The following is a 14972-nucleotide window of genomic DNA, read 5'->3' on the forward strand; positions in this document are numbered from 1 at the left end:
CGATTGCCTCCGTTCGCCCTCCCCCTTCTCATTGCGCCCGTTTTTCGCCAGGATGATGGATAATTGTTATAGCATCACAATTATCGACTGGAGCGCACGTGACCAAAACCAACCTCATTACCGGTTTTCTCGGCAGCGGTAAAACCACCTCAATTCTCCACCTGCTGGCCAATAAGGATCCGGCAGAAAAATGGGCCGTCCTGGTCAATGAATTTGGCGAAGTGGGTATTGATGGCGCATTACTGGCAGACAGCGGCGCGATGATCAAAGAGATCCCCGGTGGCTGCATGTGCTGCGTAAATGGTCTGCCGATGCAGGTCGGGCTGAATACGCTGCTGCGTCAGGGCAAACCAGACCGTCTGCTGATTGAACCGACCGGGCTGGGTCATCCGAAGCAAATTCTCGATTTACTGACCGCACCGGTCTACGAGCCGTGGATCGATCTGCGTGCCACGCTGTGCCTGCTGGACCCCCGTCAGCTGCTGGATGAAAAAGCCGTGACCAACGAGAACTTCCGCGACCAGCTCGCCTCGGCAGATATTATCGTCGCCAATAAAGAGGATCGCGCAACGGCGGAAAGCCAGTCCGCACTGGAGACATGGTGGCAGCACTTCGGTGGCAACCGTCAGCGGGTGCAGACCACCCAGGGGAAAATTGATAACGCCCTGCTTGACCTGCCTCGCCTGAACCTGGCGGCGCTCCCGGCAAGCGCGGAACATGCCCACAGCCATCCGCAAAAACAGGGTCTGGCTGCCCTGAGTCTGCCGGAGCACCAGCGCTGGCGTCGTAACCTTAACAGCGGCCAGGGCTATCAGGCCTGCGGATGGATTTTCGATGCGGATACCGTATTCGACACCATCGGCATACTCGAATGGGCCAGACTGGCTCCGGTCGATCGTGTTAAAGGGATCATGCGCACACCGGACGGGCTGGTGCGGATCAACCGTCAGGGCGAAGATTTCTTTATCGAAACGCAAAATGTGGCGCCACCTGATAGCCGAATAGAGTTAATTAGTGCGGTTAACGCCGACTGGAATGCCCTGCAGTCCAGCCTGTTGAAGCTTCGTTTAAGTTTGGGCGGCTAACGTTGCCCCAGATTTCACTCTATGCTGAATGTTATGACGACTCGACTTCCCCTGATATTACTGCTTAATGTCGCCGGTCTGGCGCTCTTTTTCTCCTGGTATATCCCGGCGAATCATGGTGTCTGGTTTCCGCTGGATTCTGCCATTTTTCACTTCTTCAACCAAGAACTGGTGAAGAGCGAAGCCTTCCTGTGGCTGGTTGCTATCACGAATAACCGCGCCTTTGACGGCTGCTCGCTGCTGGCGATGGGCGGCCTGATGCTCTCTTTCTGGCTGAAAGAGGACAAAACAGGACGCCGCCGTATTCTGATTATTGGTTTGATGATGTTGCTGCTTGCGGTGGTAATTAACCAGCTGGCAACGGCCATTATTCCGGTTAAGCGTTCCAGCCCAACGCTCTTCTTCCCCGATATTTATCGCGTCAGCGAGCTGCTGCATATTCCAACGAAAGATGCGTCGAAGGCCAGTTTCCCGGGCGATCACGGAATGATGCTGCTTATTTTTTCCGGCGTGATGCTCCGCTATTTCGGCCGAAAAGCCTTTGCGATAGCCCTGATTATTTTTGTGGTTTTTGCCTTCCCACGGGTAATGATTGGTGCTCACTGGTTTACTGATATTGCAGTCGGTTCGCTCTCTTCTGTGCTGGTTGCGCTGCCGTGGTGTCTGATGACACCGCTGAGCGACAAGATAATAGCCGTGTTCGATCGCTACCTCCCCGGCAAAACGCAACAAATCAGAAACCAATAATTAACCTTAATTAACACTATGCATCAGGGATCGTTTTGATCCTTGATGCACTTTTCTCCCCTTTCCCCCCCTCCCGTCATCATTTCGTCACAATATTCGTGATAAAAATGAATGTGTTGCACGGTTTTTAACCTTGATCGTGCACTTTTTGAACAATTATCAATTTTTACTTTCTGTATCACAATTTCTTATAAAAAAAAGGCTTTTTTTGCTCGCAATACCCCAGGCAATCGGTTAATCTCGAACTCGTTTTGCCCCATAGAGATAATTATTTCGCTGGTGAATAAATTTGTGCGCTACGCCACAAATGTGATCAGAAAGAATTGTCTCATTGTGAACAGATAATTAGTCTCGTCACGTTTGGCATTTTTTATAACGATATTTGTCGTTAAGGACTTCAAGGGATAATAAACGAAATGGTCAAATCTCAACCGATTTTGAGATATATCTTACGGGGGATCCCGGCGATAGCAGTGGCGGTACTGTTATCTGCATGTAGTACATCGAACACCGCAAAGAATATGCATCCTGAGACGCGTGTTGTGGGAATGGAAGATTCCTCGTCACTGCAAGCCTCTCAGGATGAATTTGAAAATATGGTACGTAATCTGGACGTGAAGTCCCGTATTATGGACCAGTATGCTGACTGGAAAGGCGTGCGTTATCGTCTTGGCGGCAGCACCAAAAAAGGCATTGATTGTTCCGGTTTCGTACAGCGTACTTTCCGTGAGCAGTTTGGGTTAGATCTTCCGCGTTCAACTTACGAACAGCAGGAGATGGGCAAGTCGATTTCACGCACTAAACTGCGCACCGGGGATTTAGTCCTGTTCCGTGCGGGTTCGACAGGTCGACATGTTGGCATCTACATTGGCAATGACCAGTTTGTACATGCCTCCACCAGCAGCGGTGTGACCATTTCCAGCATGAACGAACCTTACTGGAAGAAGCGCTATAACGAAGCGCGCCGCGTACTGACCCGCAGTTAAAATAATCATTGTATCGTTGGTTATCCCTTGGCCGGCGATATGATAAAAAAAGCACTGCTTCGGCGGTGTTTTTTTTTGCCCGTTACACTGAATACATTCAGCGGCAATCCAGGAACCACGACGTCTATGTTCACCCGCTACTTCTCCAGTAATCGCAAGATACTTTTCCTCAGCCTTATCACCGGCCTGATCACAGCCCTGCTCCTGGGTTCATTGCAATTTTTCTGGAGCTACCACAAGCGGGAAGTCAGATTCGACACCCTGATTGACGACGTGAGCATCTACATGGAAAGCTACTTCGATGAGTTGAAAAGCTCTATCGATCTCCTTCAGCCGCTCACGCTGAACAGTTGCCACGACGTCAACGCTGAGCTGACCTCTCGCGCGGCCTTTAGCCTTAACGTGCGCGCCTTTTTGCTGGTCAGGGATAAACTGGCGTACTGCTCTTCAGCCACCGGTCCGATGAACGTCCCGATGGAAGAACTGATACCCGAGCTGCACATTGATAAACAGATTGATATGGCGTTACTGCCGGGTACACCGATGATGCCGCACAGACCCGCGATTGCCATCTGGTATCGAAATCCGCTGGTGAAGGACGGCGGCGTGTTTACTTCGGTAAACATCAACCTGACTCCGTATATGCTTTACACCGCACGCCAGAACGAGTTCGCGGGCATTGCCATCATTATTGGCGACAATGCGTTGTCGACCAGGTCCGCCACACTGGTGAAGGCACAGGATTTACATGAAACGCCGGCACGCACCGCGACCCTAAAACAGGTTCCGCTGACGATCAAACTGTACGCCGAAGAGTGGACGAGCGATGAAATCTTGTTCGCGGTGTTCTTTGGACTGGTCTGCGGGATCGCGGCCGGCTCGCTTAATTTCTACATCCTCACCACGCGTCTTAACCCAGGCAAAGAGATCCTGAGCGCCATTAAACGCGGCCAGTTTTATGTGGTGTATCAGCCTGTTGTGGATGCCGAGACGCTGCAAATGCGTGGTGTCGAAGTCCTGATGCGCTGGAAACACCCGACGATGGGGGAAATTCCGCCTGATGCCTTTATCAACTTCGCCGAAGCGCAGAAGCTGATTGTGCCGCTGACGCTGCATCTTTTTGACCTCATCATCCGCGACGCGCCGGTATTACAGACCCTTCTGCCACCGGGCGCAAAACTGGGCATTAACATTGCGCCGGGGCATCTGCATGCGGAAAGCTTCAAAGAGGATATGCGCACTTTCCTGGACTTAATGCCGCCGGATCATTTCCAGATCGTGCTGGAAATCACCGAGCGCGACATGGTTAACCATCGGGAAGCCAACAATCTTTTCGAATGGCTGCACAATGAAGGCTTTGAAATTGCGATTGATGATTTTGGTACCGGCCACAGTGCGCTGATTTACCTTGAGCGTTTCACCATGGATTACATCAAAATTGACCGGGGTTTTGTCAACGCGATTGGGACGGAAACCGTGACCTCCCCGGTGCTTGATGCCGTACTCACCCTGGCAAGGCGACTGAATATGTCGACCGTCGCCGAAGGGGTGGAAACGCCGGAGCAGGCAGCCTGGCTGCGCGAACATGGCGTTGTTTTCCTTCAGGGTTACTGGATTAGCCGCCCAATGCCGCTGGAGCAGTTCCGCCAATGGCAGCCTGAACGTTGAATGATTTCACATTGCCCGTGACGTCACTTATTATTCAGCTTAACTGAGCCGGTTAGTCGAAAGGGAGCCGCCGCGAGATGCTTATGCGCTTTATGTTGCTGCTGTTGGCATTAACGAGCCTGTCCAGCCAGGCGCAAACCATCAAAGAGAACATCGCGTTCTCCGTGATTGGTGAGCCAAAGTACGCGGTCAATTTTACGCACTTTGATTACGTCAATCCTGCCGCGCCAAAAGGCGGAAACGTGACCCTCTCCGCCACGGGGACGTTCGACAACTTCAACCGTTTCGCCCTGCGCGGCGTGGCGGCAGCGCGAACAGAATCGCTCTACGATACGCTGTTTGTTACGTCTGATGATGAACCCGGCAGTTACTACCCGCTGATTGCCGACAACGTGCGTTACGGGGATAACTTTGCGTGGGCGGAAATTTCGATTAACCCACGGGCGCGTTTTCACGATGGGACGCCGGTCAAAGCCAGCGACATTGCCTTCACATTTCACAAATTTATGACTGAGGGCGTTCCCCAGTTCCGCATTGTCTACAAAGGCGTGACGGTCAAAGCCATTGCCCCGCTCACGGTGCGTATTGAGCTGAGTGAGCCGAATAAAGAGAACATGCTCAGCCTGTTCTCCCTGCCCGTGATGCCTGAATCGTTCTGGAAAGATCACAAACTTAGCGACCCGCTCTCCACGCCCCCGCTGGCGGGTGGCCCTTACCGCATCACCGACTGGCGCATGGGGCAGTATGTTGTCTATTCCCGGGTCAAAGACTACTGGGCGGCAAACCTGCCGGTAAACCGGGGCCGCTGGAATTTCGATACCCTTCGCTACGATTACTACCTTGACGATAACGTGGCATTTGAAGCATTCAAAGCCGGTGCGTTCGATATGCGCGTGGAGAGCAGCGCTAAAAACTGGGCGACACGGTATATCGGCAAAAACTTCGCTAACGGGTATATCGTTAAAGACGAGCATAAAAACGCGTCCGCTCAGGATACGCGCTGGCTGGCGTTTAATATCCAGCGTCCGGTATTTACTGACCGCCGGGTGCGGGAAGCCATTACCCTGGCCTTTGATTTTGAATGGATGAACAAAGCGCTATTTTACGGCGCTTACAGCCGGGCAAATAGCTATTTCCAGAACACTGAATATGCCGCACGCGATTACCCAAAAGCGGACGAACTTGTCCTGCTGGCACCGCTGAAAGCAGAACTGCCACCGGAGGTGTTCACGACGGTATTTCAGCCTCCGGCGTCAAAGGGTGACGGCTACGATCGCGACAACCTGCTTAAAGCCAGCAAGCTGCTGGATGACGCAGGCTGGCCACTCAAGAATCAAAAACGCGTCGATTCCAGAACGGGCAAACCGTTAAGCTTTGAGCTGCTGCTTGCGTCCGGAAGCAACGATCAGTGGGTGCTGCCGTTTAAGCACAATCTTGAACGGCTGGGGATTACCATGAACATTCGCCAGGTCGACAACGCGCAGCTCACCAACCGCAAACGCAGCCGTGATTACGACATGATGCAAACCCTGTGGCCCGCGCAGCCGTGGCCCAGTTCGGATCTGCAAATCTCCTGGGCATCCAGCTATATCGACTCCTCCTACAATGCGCCGGGGGCGAAAAGCCCGGCGATTGATGCCTTGATTGCGAAAATTGTGGCGGCGCAAGGTGATAAAGAAAAACTCCTGCCGCTGGGACGCGCCCTCGACAGGGTCTTAACCTGGAATTACTACATGCTGCCAATGTGGTATATGGGCGAAGACCGGCTTGCGCGCTGGGACAAGTTCTCTGAGCCTGCCCTACGCCCTGTCTATTCACTGGGCTTCGACACCTGGTGGTATGACGTTAACAAAGCCGCCAGACTTCCCGCTGAGCGGCGATAAGGAATCATCATGGGTGCGTATCTGATCCGCCGTCTCCTGCTGATTATCCCGACCCTCTGGGCAATCATCACGATTAACTTTTTTATTGTGCAAATCGCGCCCGGCGGCCCGGTCGACCAGGCTATTGCAGCCATTGAATTTGGCAACAGCGGCGGCATGCCTGGCGGCGGTGGCGAAGGAATGGGCGCGAGCCATGCCCGCACCGGCCTGGGAAATATCAGCGAAAGCCATTATCGCGGCGGACGTGGCCTGGATCCGGAAGTCATCGCCGAGATCACCCATCGTTATGGCTTCGACAAACCGCTTCACGAGCGGTATTTCAACATGCTCTGGAACTACCTCCGCTTTGATTTTGGCGACAGCCTGTTTCGCAGCGCGTCAGTTTTAACATTGATTAAGCAAAGTCTGCCGGTGTCGATTACCCTGGGGCTGTGGGGAACGTTGATTATTTATCTCGTCTCTATCCCCCTGGGGATCCGTAAAGCGGTTCACAACGGCAGCCGCTTCGATGTCTGGAGCAGCACGTTTATTATCATCGGCTATGCCATTCCGGCGTTTCTGTTTGCCGTTCTGTTGATTGTCTTTTTTGCCGGTGGCAGCTATTTCGATATCTTTCCGCTGCGGGGGCTGGTGTCAGCGGATTTCAGCACCCTGCCCTGGTACAAGAAGATCACCGATTATTTCTGGCACATCACGCTGCCGGTGCTTGCGACCGTCATTGGCGGCTTTGCGGCCCTGACCATGCTGACCAAAAACGCCTTTCTCGATGAAATCCGTAAACAGTACGTTGTGACTGCCCGTGCGAAGGGCGTCGGCGAAAAGCAGATCATGTGGAAACATGTCTTTCGCAACGCCATGCTGCTGGTGATTGCCGGATTTCCTGCCACGTTCATCAGTATGTTTTTTACCGGCTCGCTGCTGATAGAGGTGATGTTCTCCCTCAACGGACTGGGCTTGCTGGGATATGAAGCCACCGTGTCGCGCGATTATCCGGTCATGTTTGGCACCCTTTATATCTTCACCCTGATTGGCCTGCTGCTGAATATCATCAGCGATATCAGCTATACGCTGGTTGATCCCCGAATTGATTTTGAGGGCCGCTGATGCCGCGTTTAAGCCCCGTCAACCAGGCCCGATGGGCCCGTTTTCGCCACAACCGCCGCGGCTACTGGTCGCTGTGGATCTTTGCCGTCCTGTTTGTCTTAAGCATGTGTTCGGAATTGATTGCCAACGATAAACCGCTGCTGGTGCACTTTAACGACCGCTGGTATGTGCCCGTTCTCACCCAATACAGCGAAAGCGATTTTGGTGGCCCGTTTGCGACGCCCGCTGAATATCAGGATCCGTGGCTTCGCCAGCAAATTGAACAGCACGGCTGGGCACTCTGGGCGCCGGTGCGTTTTGGCGCAAACAGCATTAACTTTGCGACCACCACCCCCTTCCCTTCCCCGCCTTCCGCGCAAAACTGGCTGGGAACGGATGCCAACGGTGGCGATGTGCTGGCACGCATCCTCTATGGCACGCGGATCTCGATCCTCTTTGGGCTGATGCTGACCGTCTTTTCCAGCGTGATGGGTGTGGTAGCAGGTGCCGTTCAGGGCTACTACGGCGGGAAAATCGACCTCTGGGGCCAACGTTTTATTGAAGTCTGGTCAGGCATGCCGACGCTGTTTCTGATCATTCTGCTTTCAAGCGTGGTACAGCCAAACTTCTGGTGGCTGTTAGGCATTACCGTCATCTTCGGCTGGATGGCGCTGGTAGGCGTGGTGCGGGCGGAATTTCTGCGCACCCGTAATTACGATTACATTCGCGCTGCCCAGGTGCTGGGGGTGAGCGACCGCGGGATCATTTTCCGCCATATGCTTCCTAACGCCGTGGTAGCGACCCTCACCTTCCTGCCGTTTATTCTGTGCAGTTCCATCACTACCCTCACCTCGCTTGATTTCCTTGGCTTCGGGCTCCCTCTCGGTTCCCCGTCGCTCGGCGAGCTACTGCTGCAGGGCAAGAACAACCTGCAGGCACCGTGGTTAGGCATCACCGCCTTTCTTGCCGTTGCCGTGCTGCTTTCACTGCTGATTTTTATTGGCGAAGCCGTGCGCGATGCTTTTGATCCCAACAAGGCGGTATAAGATGACGCAGCCCCTTCTCAGTATTGATAACCTGTCGATTGCCTTTTCGAAACAGGGTGAGGCGCGTACCGTGGTCACGGAGTTGTCGCTGCAGATCCAGCGCGGCGAAACGCTGGCGCTGGTAGGCGAGTCTGGCTCTGGCAAGAGCGTATCGGCACTGTCGATCCTGCGCCTGCTTCCGTCTCCGCCCGTCAGCTATCCGCAAGGCGACATTCTGTTTCACGGTCGCTCGCTGCTGCATGCCGACGAAAAAACCCTGCGCGGAATTCGCGGCAATAACATTGCCATGATTTTCCAGGAGCCGATGGTCTCCCTTAACCCACTGCACACGCTGGAAAAACAGCTCTATGAAGTGCTGTCTCTGCACCGGGGCATGCGCAAAGAGGCGGCGCGGGGGGAGATTCTGGATTGTCTTGAACGAACCGGCATTCGCAATGCCGCAAAACGGCTGAACGATTTTCCCCATCAGCTTTCCGGCGGCGAACGTCAGCGGGTGATGATTGCGATGGCCCTGCTCACGCGACCCGAACTGTTGATTGCCGATGAGCCCACCACCGCGCTGGACGTGACGGTGCAGGCGCAAATTCTGCGGCTGCTGCGGGAGTTGCGTGACGAACTGAACATGAGCCTGCTGTTTATCACCCATAATCTCAGCATTGTGAGAAAGCTCGCCGACAGCGTCGCCGTGATGCAAAACGGACGCTGCGTCGAGCAGAACACCGCAGCCACCCTGCTGAAAGCGCCTCAGCACCCCTATACGCAGCGTCTGCTTGATAGCGAGCCCACGGGTGACCCGGTTCCCCTGCCGGCCGACAGCGCGCCGTTGCTGCGCGTTGAGGGGCTGGGCGTGTCGTTTCCTGTTCGCAAAGGGATTCTGCGGCGCATCGTCGACCAGAATCCGGTATTGAAAAATATCCATTTTTCCCTGCGTCCGGGCGAATCGCTGGGGCTGGTGGGCGAGTCCGGTTCGGGAAAAAGCACCACCGGCCTGGCACTGCTGCGCTTAATCGCCTCGCAGGGTGAGATCCTCTTTGACGGTATGCCGCTGCACAACTGGAACCGTCGCCAGATGCTGCCCGTTCGTCCCCGCATGCAGGTTGTGTTTCAGGATCCAAACTCCTCGCTTAACCCACGGCTGAACGTATTACAGATTGTCGAAGAGGGTCTGCGCGTTCATCAGCCGGCATTGACCGTCCGGCAGCGGGAAGAAGAAGTGATACGCGTTATGGCGGAAGTTGGCTTAGATCCGGATACCCGGCACCGCTACCCGGCTGAATTTTCCGGCGGTCAGCGCCAGCGTATCGCCATTGCCCGCGCGCTGATCCTCAAACCGGAGCTGATCATTCTGGATGAACCGACATCGTCGCTGGACAGAACCGTTCAGGCTCAGATCCTGGCATTACTGAAAGGATTGCAGGAAAAGCACAGGCTGGCCTATATCTTTATCAGCCATGATTTACAGGTTGTGCGGGCGTTATGCCATCAGGTGATTGTGTTGCGACAGGGAGAAGTGGTCGAGCAGGGAGAGTGCCAGCGCGTATTTGCTGCGCCAACGCAGAGCTACACGCGCCAGCTGTTGTCCGCAGACTAGCGCTCAGAAAGGATACTGGCCCGAGAAAGGCTCAGCGATAGCAACACCAAAGTTTTTCAGACGGCAGGTCGCGGCAAATTCATCCTGACTTTTCACGAACAGGCAGGGTTCACCTTCACACTCCAGTACGGAGCTGTCCACTTCAATATCCGTCAGGGCCTCGCTGAGACGCTCCATGACTCGCCATGCATTTTCGTCGCTCGGGCTCAGCAACTTAAGTGCAACCAGACAATTCTCGCAACCCGCGACGCTTTGCGGAATCGGTTCAACTTTCGAACCTGCAAAACCCGCCGACCAGCGATAGCTCTGGGGCAAGCGATGGACTATGGAGAGTTGTAATGTATTCACGTTCGTTCCCCGGAAGCAAAATTTACTTCACAATTTATTTACATTTATAGTAACACATCATCGCCAGCCTGCACTATTCGGCGCTTTTTTATAGGTGTTCAGGCTCGCGTCGGCGCTATATGTACCCGTTTCTGCGATCTAACTCAACCTTTTTAAATACAATGATGTGACTTTTTACACAAATAGATTTTACATAAAAGAAACAAACACAGGGTAAACGAACGCAGCTTTGGTTGATGTGTGTCAACAAAAAAGGCCCTGACTGGGCCTTATTTGCGCGTTAGCTGGCCACCTTTCGCGGCCGACTGGCGTAGAGGTAGAAAAGAATGGAGCTGGTTGCACAAAACGCCATCGCCCACAGCATCGGCCAGGCCGTATTAAACGTGGCCATCGACAGTAACGCCCCGACGATGGCGCCGATGCCAAAGCGGAATGTTCCGGCCAGCGACGAGGCGGTGCCTGCCATATGCGGGAATTCGTCGAGGATCACCGCCATCGCATTGGAGGAAACCATCGACACGCAGCCGACGAAGGCCGCAACCCCCACCACCAGCGCCCAGAAGCCCACGCCTGTAAAAGCACTCAGCACCAGCCAGATAGCCATCACAAACTGGATCCAAAGCCCGGCGCGGAACATGTTCAACGCCCCGACTCGGCGGACAAAGCGGCTGTTAATGATGGTCATAATGAACAGGAAGACGATGTTGAGCGCAAAGTAATAACCGAAGTGCTGCGGAGAAACATGGTTCAGTTCGATATAGACAAACGGCCCGGCACTCAGGAATGAGAACATCCCGGCGAAGCTGAAACCGCTCGCCAGCATATAGCTCAGCACGCGCTTATGGCGAAACAGTGAGGCGAAATTCCCCATTGTGGTTCGGATGTGGAACTTCTGTCGGCGCTCCGCGGGTAGCGTTTCATCAATAAAGAAGAAGATCATTGCCGAGGCCAGTAGCGCGGCAAGCGCCAGGATCCAGAAAATCACATGCCAGCTGAACCATACCAGTACCGCACCACCGGCCATAGGGGCTACCAGCGGTGCAATCGTCGTCACCAGCATCACAAACGACATCATCCGGGAGAACTCTTCTTTCGGGTAGATATCGCGCATCAGGGCATTGATCACCACGCTTGCCGCTGCCGCCGCCAGACCGTGGAAAAAGCGCATGACAATCAGTTGATCGATGGTTTGCGCCTGCGCACAGGCCACCGCTGCCCCTGCAAAAATCAGGGTCCCGCCAAGAATAACGGGCTTGCGGCCAAAGCTGTCCGCCATCGGGCCATAAAACAGCTGACCGAGGGCAAAACCGAGAATATAGGTGCTGAGCGTCATCTGCGCGCTGCCTGCCGGTACGCCAAACTGCGCGGAAATAACCGGCAGCGCAGGCAGATACATATCAATAGACAGCGGCATCAGCATGGCCAGCAGGCCAAGAATGAAGACGATTTTGAACGACGAGTGTGGCCTGGTGGTCACAGAGTTCTCCTGAAATTAATGCGAAGGCAGACCAACGCTGGCGATCTCTTCTTCCGTCAACGGGCGATATTCGCCGGGCGCCAGCTCAGGATCGAGTTCAATTGCGCCAATACGTTCACGATGCAGACCGACAACGTGGTTACCCACCGCGGCAAACATACGCTTCACCTGATGGTAGCGCCCTTCACTGATGGTCAGACGAACCTCGGTAGGCGCGATCACTTCAAGCACGGCAGGCCGGGTCAGATCTTTTTCATTATGCAACTGAACGCCGTTGGCAAATTGTTCTGCCGTGTCATCCGCGACCGGAGACTCCAGCGTCACCCGATACGTCTTCTCGCAGTGATGACGGGGAGACGTGATACGGTGCGACCACTGCCCGTCGTCGGTCATCAGCACCAGCCCGGTGGTGTCGATATCGAGACGGCCAGCGGCATGCAGCTTGTGCGCGACCGGTTCGTCGAGGAAATAAAGCACCGTTGGATGATCCGGATCGTCCGTAGAACAGACATAGCCTTCCGGCTTATTGAGCATGAAATAGCGCGGCCCGTGCTGTTGGGTCAGCGGGTTGCCGTCATATTCAACCTGATGGTCAGGCTGGAGTTTGAATGCAGTGTCTTTCACAATGTCGCCATCCACGGTAACGTGGCTGGCGCGAATTTCACGCCCGGCAATAGCGCGGCTTACGCCGAGTTGCTGAGCGATAAACTTATCAAGTCGCATGAAATCTTTTTAGCCTTAATGGTGCTGGAAGTCGGACAACAGGTCCGAAAAAGAAGCAGTCTGGAATGGCTCAGTATAATGGTCTGGTTGCGCCACTCAAGGGAAAAAGTTTCGTGGCATACTATATGCGAAATAACTAAACCGAGACCCCATGACTTTTACACTTCGTCCTTATCAGCAGGAAGCCGTTGACGCCACTCTCGCCTGGTTTCGTAAACACCAGGCACCGGCGGCCATTGTGCTTCCGACCGGTGCTGGCAAAAGCCTGGTGATCGCCGAACTGGCGCGTCTGGCACGCGGACGCGTGCTGGTGCTGGCCCACGTCAAAGAGCTGGTGGCGCAGAACCATGCCAAGTATTGCGCGCTCGGGCTGGAAGCTGACATTTTCGCTGCCGGGCTAAAGCGCAAAGAGAGCCACGGCAAAGTGGTCTTTGGCAGCGTACAGTCGGTGGCCCGCAACCTTGATCTGTTTCGCAGTGAATTTTCGCTGCTGATTGTCGACGAGTGTCACCGCATCAGCGATGACGACGACAGCCAGTATCAGCAAATCCTCACTCACCTGAAAGAGGTGAACCCGCACCTTCGCCTGCTTGGCCTGACGGCGACCCCGTTTCGCCTGGGTAAAGGCTGGATCTATCGCTACCATTATCACGGCATGGTGCGCGGCGATGAGAAAGCGCTGTTCAGCGACTGTATCTATGAACTTCCTTTGCGCTACATGATCAAGCATGGCTACCTGACGCCGCCCGAGCGGCTGGACATGCCGGTGGTGCAGTACGATTTCAGCCGGTTACAGGCGCAGAGCAACGGGTTATTCAGCGAAGCGGAGTTGAACCAGGAGCTGAAAAAGCAAAAGCGCATTACCCCGCATATCATTAGCCAGATAGAAGAGTTCGCCGCGACGCGCAAAGGGGTCATGATCTTTGCCGCCACCGTGGAGCATGCGCGAGAAATTACCGGGCTGCTGCCCGCCGAGGACGCGGCCTTAATCACCGGCGAGACGCCCGGGCAGGAGCGCGACCGCCTGATCGACGCCTTCAAAGCGCAACAATTCCGCTATCTGGTGAACGTGTCAGTGTTAACCACCGGGTTTGATGCCCCGCATGTCGATCTGATTGCCATTTTACGTCCGACCGAATCGGTCAGTCTTTATCAGCAGATTGTGGGGCGCGGCCTGCGCCTGGCGCCCGGGAAAACCGACTGTCTTATTCTGGATTACGCCGGTAACCCGCACGATCTCTACTCTCCGGAAGTCGGCACGCCAAAAGGCAAAAGCGACAACGTCCCCGTTCAGGTCTTTTGCCCTGCCTGTGGTTTTGCCAACACCTTCTGGGGTAAAACCACCGCAGACGGCACGCTGATTGAACATTTTGGCCGCCGCTGTCAGGGCTGGTTTGAAGATGACGAAGGACATCGCGAACAGTGCGATTTCCGTTTCCGCTTTAAAAACTGCCCGCAGTGCAATGCGGAAAACGATATTGCCGCCCGTCGCTGTCGCGAATGCGATACGGTTCTGGTCGATCCTGATGACATGCTAAAAGCAGCGCTGAAGTTAAAAGATGCGCTGGTGCTGCGCTGTTCCGGTATGGCACTGCAACCCGGCGCGGATGACAAAGGCGAGTGGCTGAAAATCACCTATTACGATGAAGACGGCGCAGACGTCAGCGAGCGCTTCAGGGTACATACGCCTGCCCAGCGTATGGCCTTCGAACAACTCTTTATTCGCCCGCACACCCGTACGCCCGGTGTACCGCTGCGCTGGATCACCGTGGCCGATATCGTGCGCCAGCAGGTGTTACTGCGCCACCCGGATTTTGTTGTGGCTCGTATGAAAGGACAGTTCTGGCAGGTTCGGGAAAAGGTGTTTGATTACGAAGGCCGTTTTCGTCGCGCCAACGAATTGCGCGGTTAAGGGGACTTTTCATTGATGTGAGGGGCATTTGAGTATAAAATGCCGCCCGCTTCATATCCGTGAAGCAGAACACTCACCTGCTGCTGGGTCGCCTGTAGTAGGGTTTAAAATACAGAGAGAAATCAATGTTTACTATCGAAGCAGAAGTACGTAACGTGCAGGGTAAGGGTGCGAGCCGCCGCCTGCGTAACGCTAACAAGTTCCCGGCTATCGTTTACGGTGGCGAAGCTGCTCCAGTTGCAATCGAACTGGATCACGACAAAGTGTGGAACCTGCAGAACAAACCTGAATTCTACAGCGAAGTTCTGACCATCGTTGTTGGCGGTAAAGAAGAAAAAGTGAAAGTTCAGGCTGTTCAGCGTCACGCGTTCAAGCCAAAAGTCACTCACATCGACTTCGTTCGCGCGTAATCGCAAACACGTC

General features: G+C 54.4%; 13 protein-coding genes. 10 read left to right on the plus strand and 3 right to left on the minus strand.

What is annotated here, in order from left to right:
* The first annotated feature begins 98 nt into the window (after window positions 1–98).
* The 8 genes from BH714_RS11480 (at window position 99) to yejF (ending at window position 10089) form a co-directional block, all read left to right on the plus strand.
* Window positions 99–1085, plus strand: coding sequence for a CobW family GTP-binding protein (locus BH714_RS11480; RefSeq protein ID WP_014170928.1), 987 nt, complete (start codon window positions 99–101; stop codon window positions 1083–1085).
* A gap of 33 nt (window positions 1086–1118) precedes the next feature.
* Window positions 1119–1832 (plus strand): phosphatase PAP2 family protein, encoded by a 714-nt coding sequence (locus BH714_RS11485; RefSeq protein ID WP_025203633.1) that lies wholly within the window; start codon window positions 1119–1121, stop codon window positions 1830–1832.
* A gap of 416 nt (window positions 1833–2248) precedes the next feature.
* The gene (mepS, locus tag BH714_RS11490) at window positions 2249–2818 is read left to right on the plus strand and encodes a bifunctional murein DD-endopeptidase/murein LD-carboxypeptidase (protein ID WP_014170930.1); all 570 of its coding nucleotides are present in this window, start codon (window positions 2249–2251) and stop codon (window positions 2816–2818) included.
* A 126-nt stretch (window positions 2819–2944) separates the two neighbouring features.
* Complete coding sequence (locus BH714_RS11495) at window positions 2945–4486, plus strand: cyclic di-GMP phosphodiesterase (protein ID WP_040018003.1); 1542 nt, start codon at window positions 2945–2947, stop codon at window positions 4484–4486.
* Window positions 4487–4563: 77 nt separating this feature from the next.
* On the plus strand, window positions 4564–6369 hold the full coding sequence (locus BH714_RS11500; protein WP_040018004.1) for an extracellular solute-binding protein: 1806 nt from the start codon (window positions 4564–4566) through the stop codon (window positions 6367–6369).
* Window positions 6370–6378: 9 nt separating this feature from the next.
* Window positions 6379–7473 carry a microcin C ABC transporter permease YejB gene (locus tag BH714_RS11505; RefSeq protein WP_040018005.1) on the plus strand — a complete coding sequence of 365 codons (1095 nt, stop codon included), beginning with the start codon at window positions 6379–6381 and terminating at the stop codon, window positions 7471–7473.
* Window positions 7473–8498, plus strand: a complete 1026-nt coding sequence (locus tag BH714_RS11510) for an ABC transporter permease (protein ID WP_014170934.1) — start codon at window positions 7473–7475, stop codon at window positions 8496–8498. Before BH714_RS11505 ends, BH714_RS11510 begins: the two co-directional genes overlap by 1 nt.
* A 1-nt stretch (window position 8499) precedes the next feature.
* On the plus strand, window positions 8500–10089 hold the full coding sequence (yejF, locus tag BH714_RS11515) for a microcin C ABC transporter ATP-binding protein YejF (protein WP_040018007.1): 1590 nt from the start codon (window positions 8500–8502) through the stop codon (window positions 10087–10089).
* Window positions 10090–10092: 3 nt separating this feature from the next.
* On the opposite strand, the gene BH714_RS11520 is transcribed toward yejF, so the two are convergent.
* The 3 genes from BH714_RS11520 to rsuA all read right to left on the minus strand — a co-directional run bounded on the left by BH714_RS11520 (window position 10093) and on the right by rsuA (window position 12637).
* Entirely contained in the window at window positions 10093–10437 is a 345-nt protein-coding gene (locus BH714_RS11520) for a YejG family protein (RefSeq protein ID WP_014170936.1), read from the minus strand.
* A 280-nt stretch (window positions 10438–10717) separates the two neighbouring features.
* Window positions 10718–11914 (minus strand): Bcr/CflA family multidrug efflux MFS transporter, encoded by a 1197-nt coding sequence (locus BH714_RS11525; protein WP_014170937.1) that lies wholly within the window; start codon window positions 11912–11914, stop codon window positions 10718–10720.
* Window positions 11915–11929: 15 nt separating this feature from the next.
* Complete coding sequence (gene rsuA, locus BH714_RS11530; protein ID WP_040018008.1) at window positions 11930–12637, minus strand: 16S rRNA pseudouridine(516) synthase RsuA; 708 nt, start codon at window positions 12635–12637, stop codon at window positions 11930–11932.
* A gap of 151 nt (window positions 12638–12788) precedes the next feature.
* On the opposite strand from rsuA, the gene BH714_RS11535 reads away from it, so the two are divergent.
* Both BH714_RS11535 and rplY read left to right on the plus strand, forming a co-directional pair.
* On the plus strand, window positions 12789–14549 hold the full coding sequence (locus tag BH714_RS11535; protein WP_040018009.1) for a DNA repair helicase RadD: 1761 nt from the start codon (window positions 12789–12791) through the stop codon (window positions 14547–14549).
* A 125-nt stretch (window positions 14550–14674) separates the two neighbouring features.
* Complete coding sequence (rplY, locus tag BH714_RS11540; RefSeq protein WP_014170941.1) at window positions 14675–14959, plus strand: 50S ribosomal protein L25; 285 nt, start codon at window positions 14675–14677, stop codon at window positions 14957–14959.
* The last annotated feature ends 13 nt before the right edge of the window (window positions 14960–14972 follow it).

Origin of the sequence: Enterobacter ludwigii, from assembly GCF_001750725.1 — a bacterium.
GTDB classification, from domain to species: domain Bacteria; phylum Pseudomonadota; class Gammaproteobacteria; order Enterobacterales; family Enterobacteriaceae; genus Enterobacter; species Enterobacter ludwigii.

Coding starts and splice junctions, on each gene's coding strand:
- BH714_RS11485 (WP_025203633.1), top strand. CDS start 1,119: ATGACGACTCGACTTCCCCTGATATTACTGCTTAATGTCGCCGGTCTG.
- mepS (WP_014170930.1), top strand. CDS start 2,249: ATGGTCAAATCTCAACCGATTTTGAGATATATCTTACGGGGGATCCCG.
- BH714_RS11495 (WP_040018003.1), top strand. CDS start 2,945: ATGTTCACCCGCTACTTCTCCAGTAATCGCAAGATACTTTTCCTCAGC.
- BH714_RS11500 (WP_040018004.1), top strand. CDS start 4,564: ATGCTTATGCGCTTTATGTTGCTGCTGTTGGCATTAACGAGCCTGTCC.
- BH714_RS11505 (WP_040018005.1), top strand. CDS start 6,379: ATGGGTGCGTATCTGATCCGCCGTCTCCTGCTGATTATCCCGACCCTC.
- BH714_RS11510 (WP_014170934.1), top strand. CDS start 7,473: ATGCCGCGTTTAAGCCCCGTCAACCAGGCCCGATGGGCCCGTTTTCGC.
- yejF (WP_040018007.1), top strand. CDS start 8,500: ATGACGCAGCCCCTTCTCAGTATTGATAACCTGTCGATTGCCTTTTCG.
- rsuA (WP_040018008.1), bottom strand. CDS start 12,637: ATGCGACTTGATAAGTTTATCGCTCAGCAACTCGGCGTAAGCCGCGCT.
- BH714_RS11535 (WP_040018009.1), top strand. CDS start 12,789: ATGACTTTTACACTTCGTCCTTATCAGCAGGAAGCCGTTGACGCCACT.
- rplY (WP_014170941.1), top strand. CDS start 14,675: ATGTTTACTATCGAAGCAGAAGTACGTAACGTGCAGGGTAAGGGTGCG.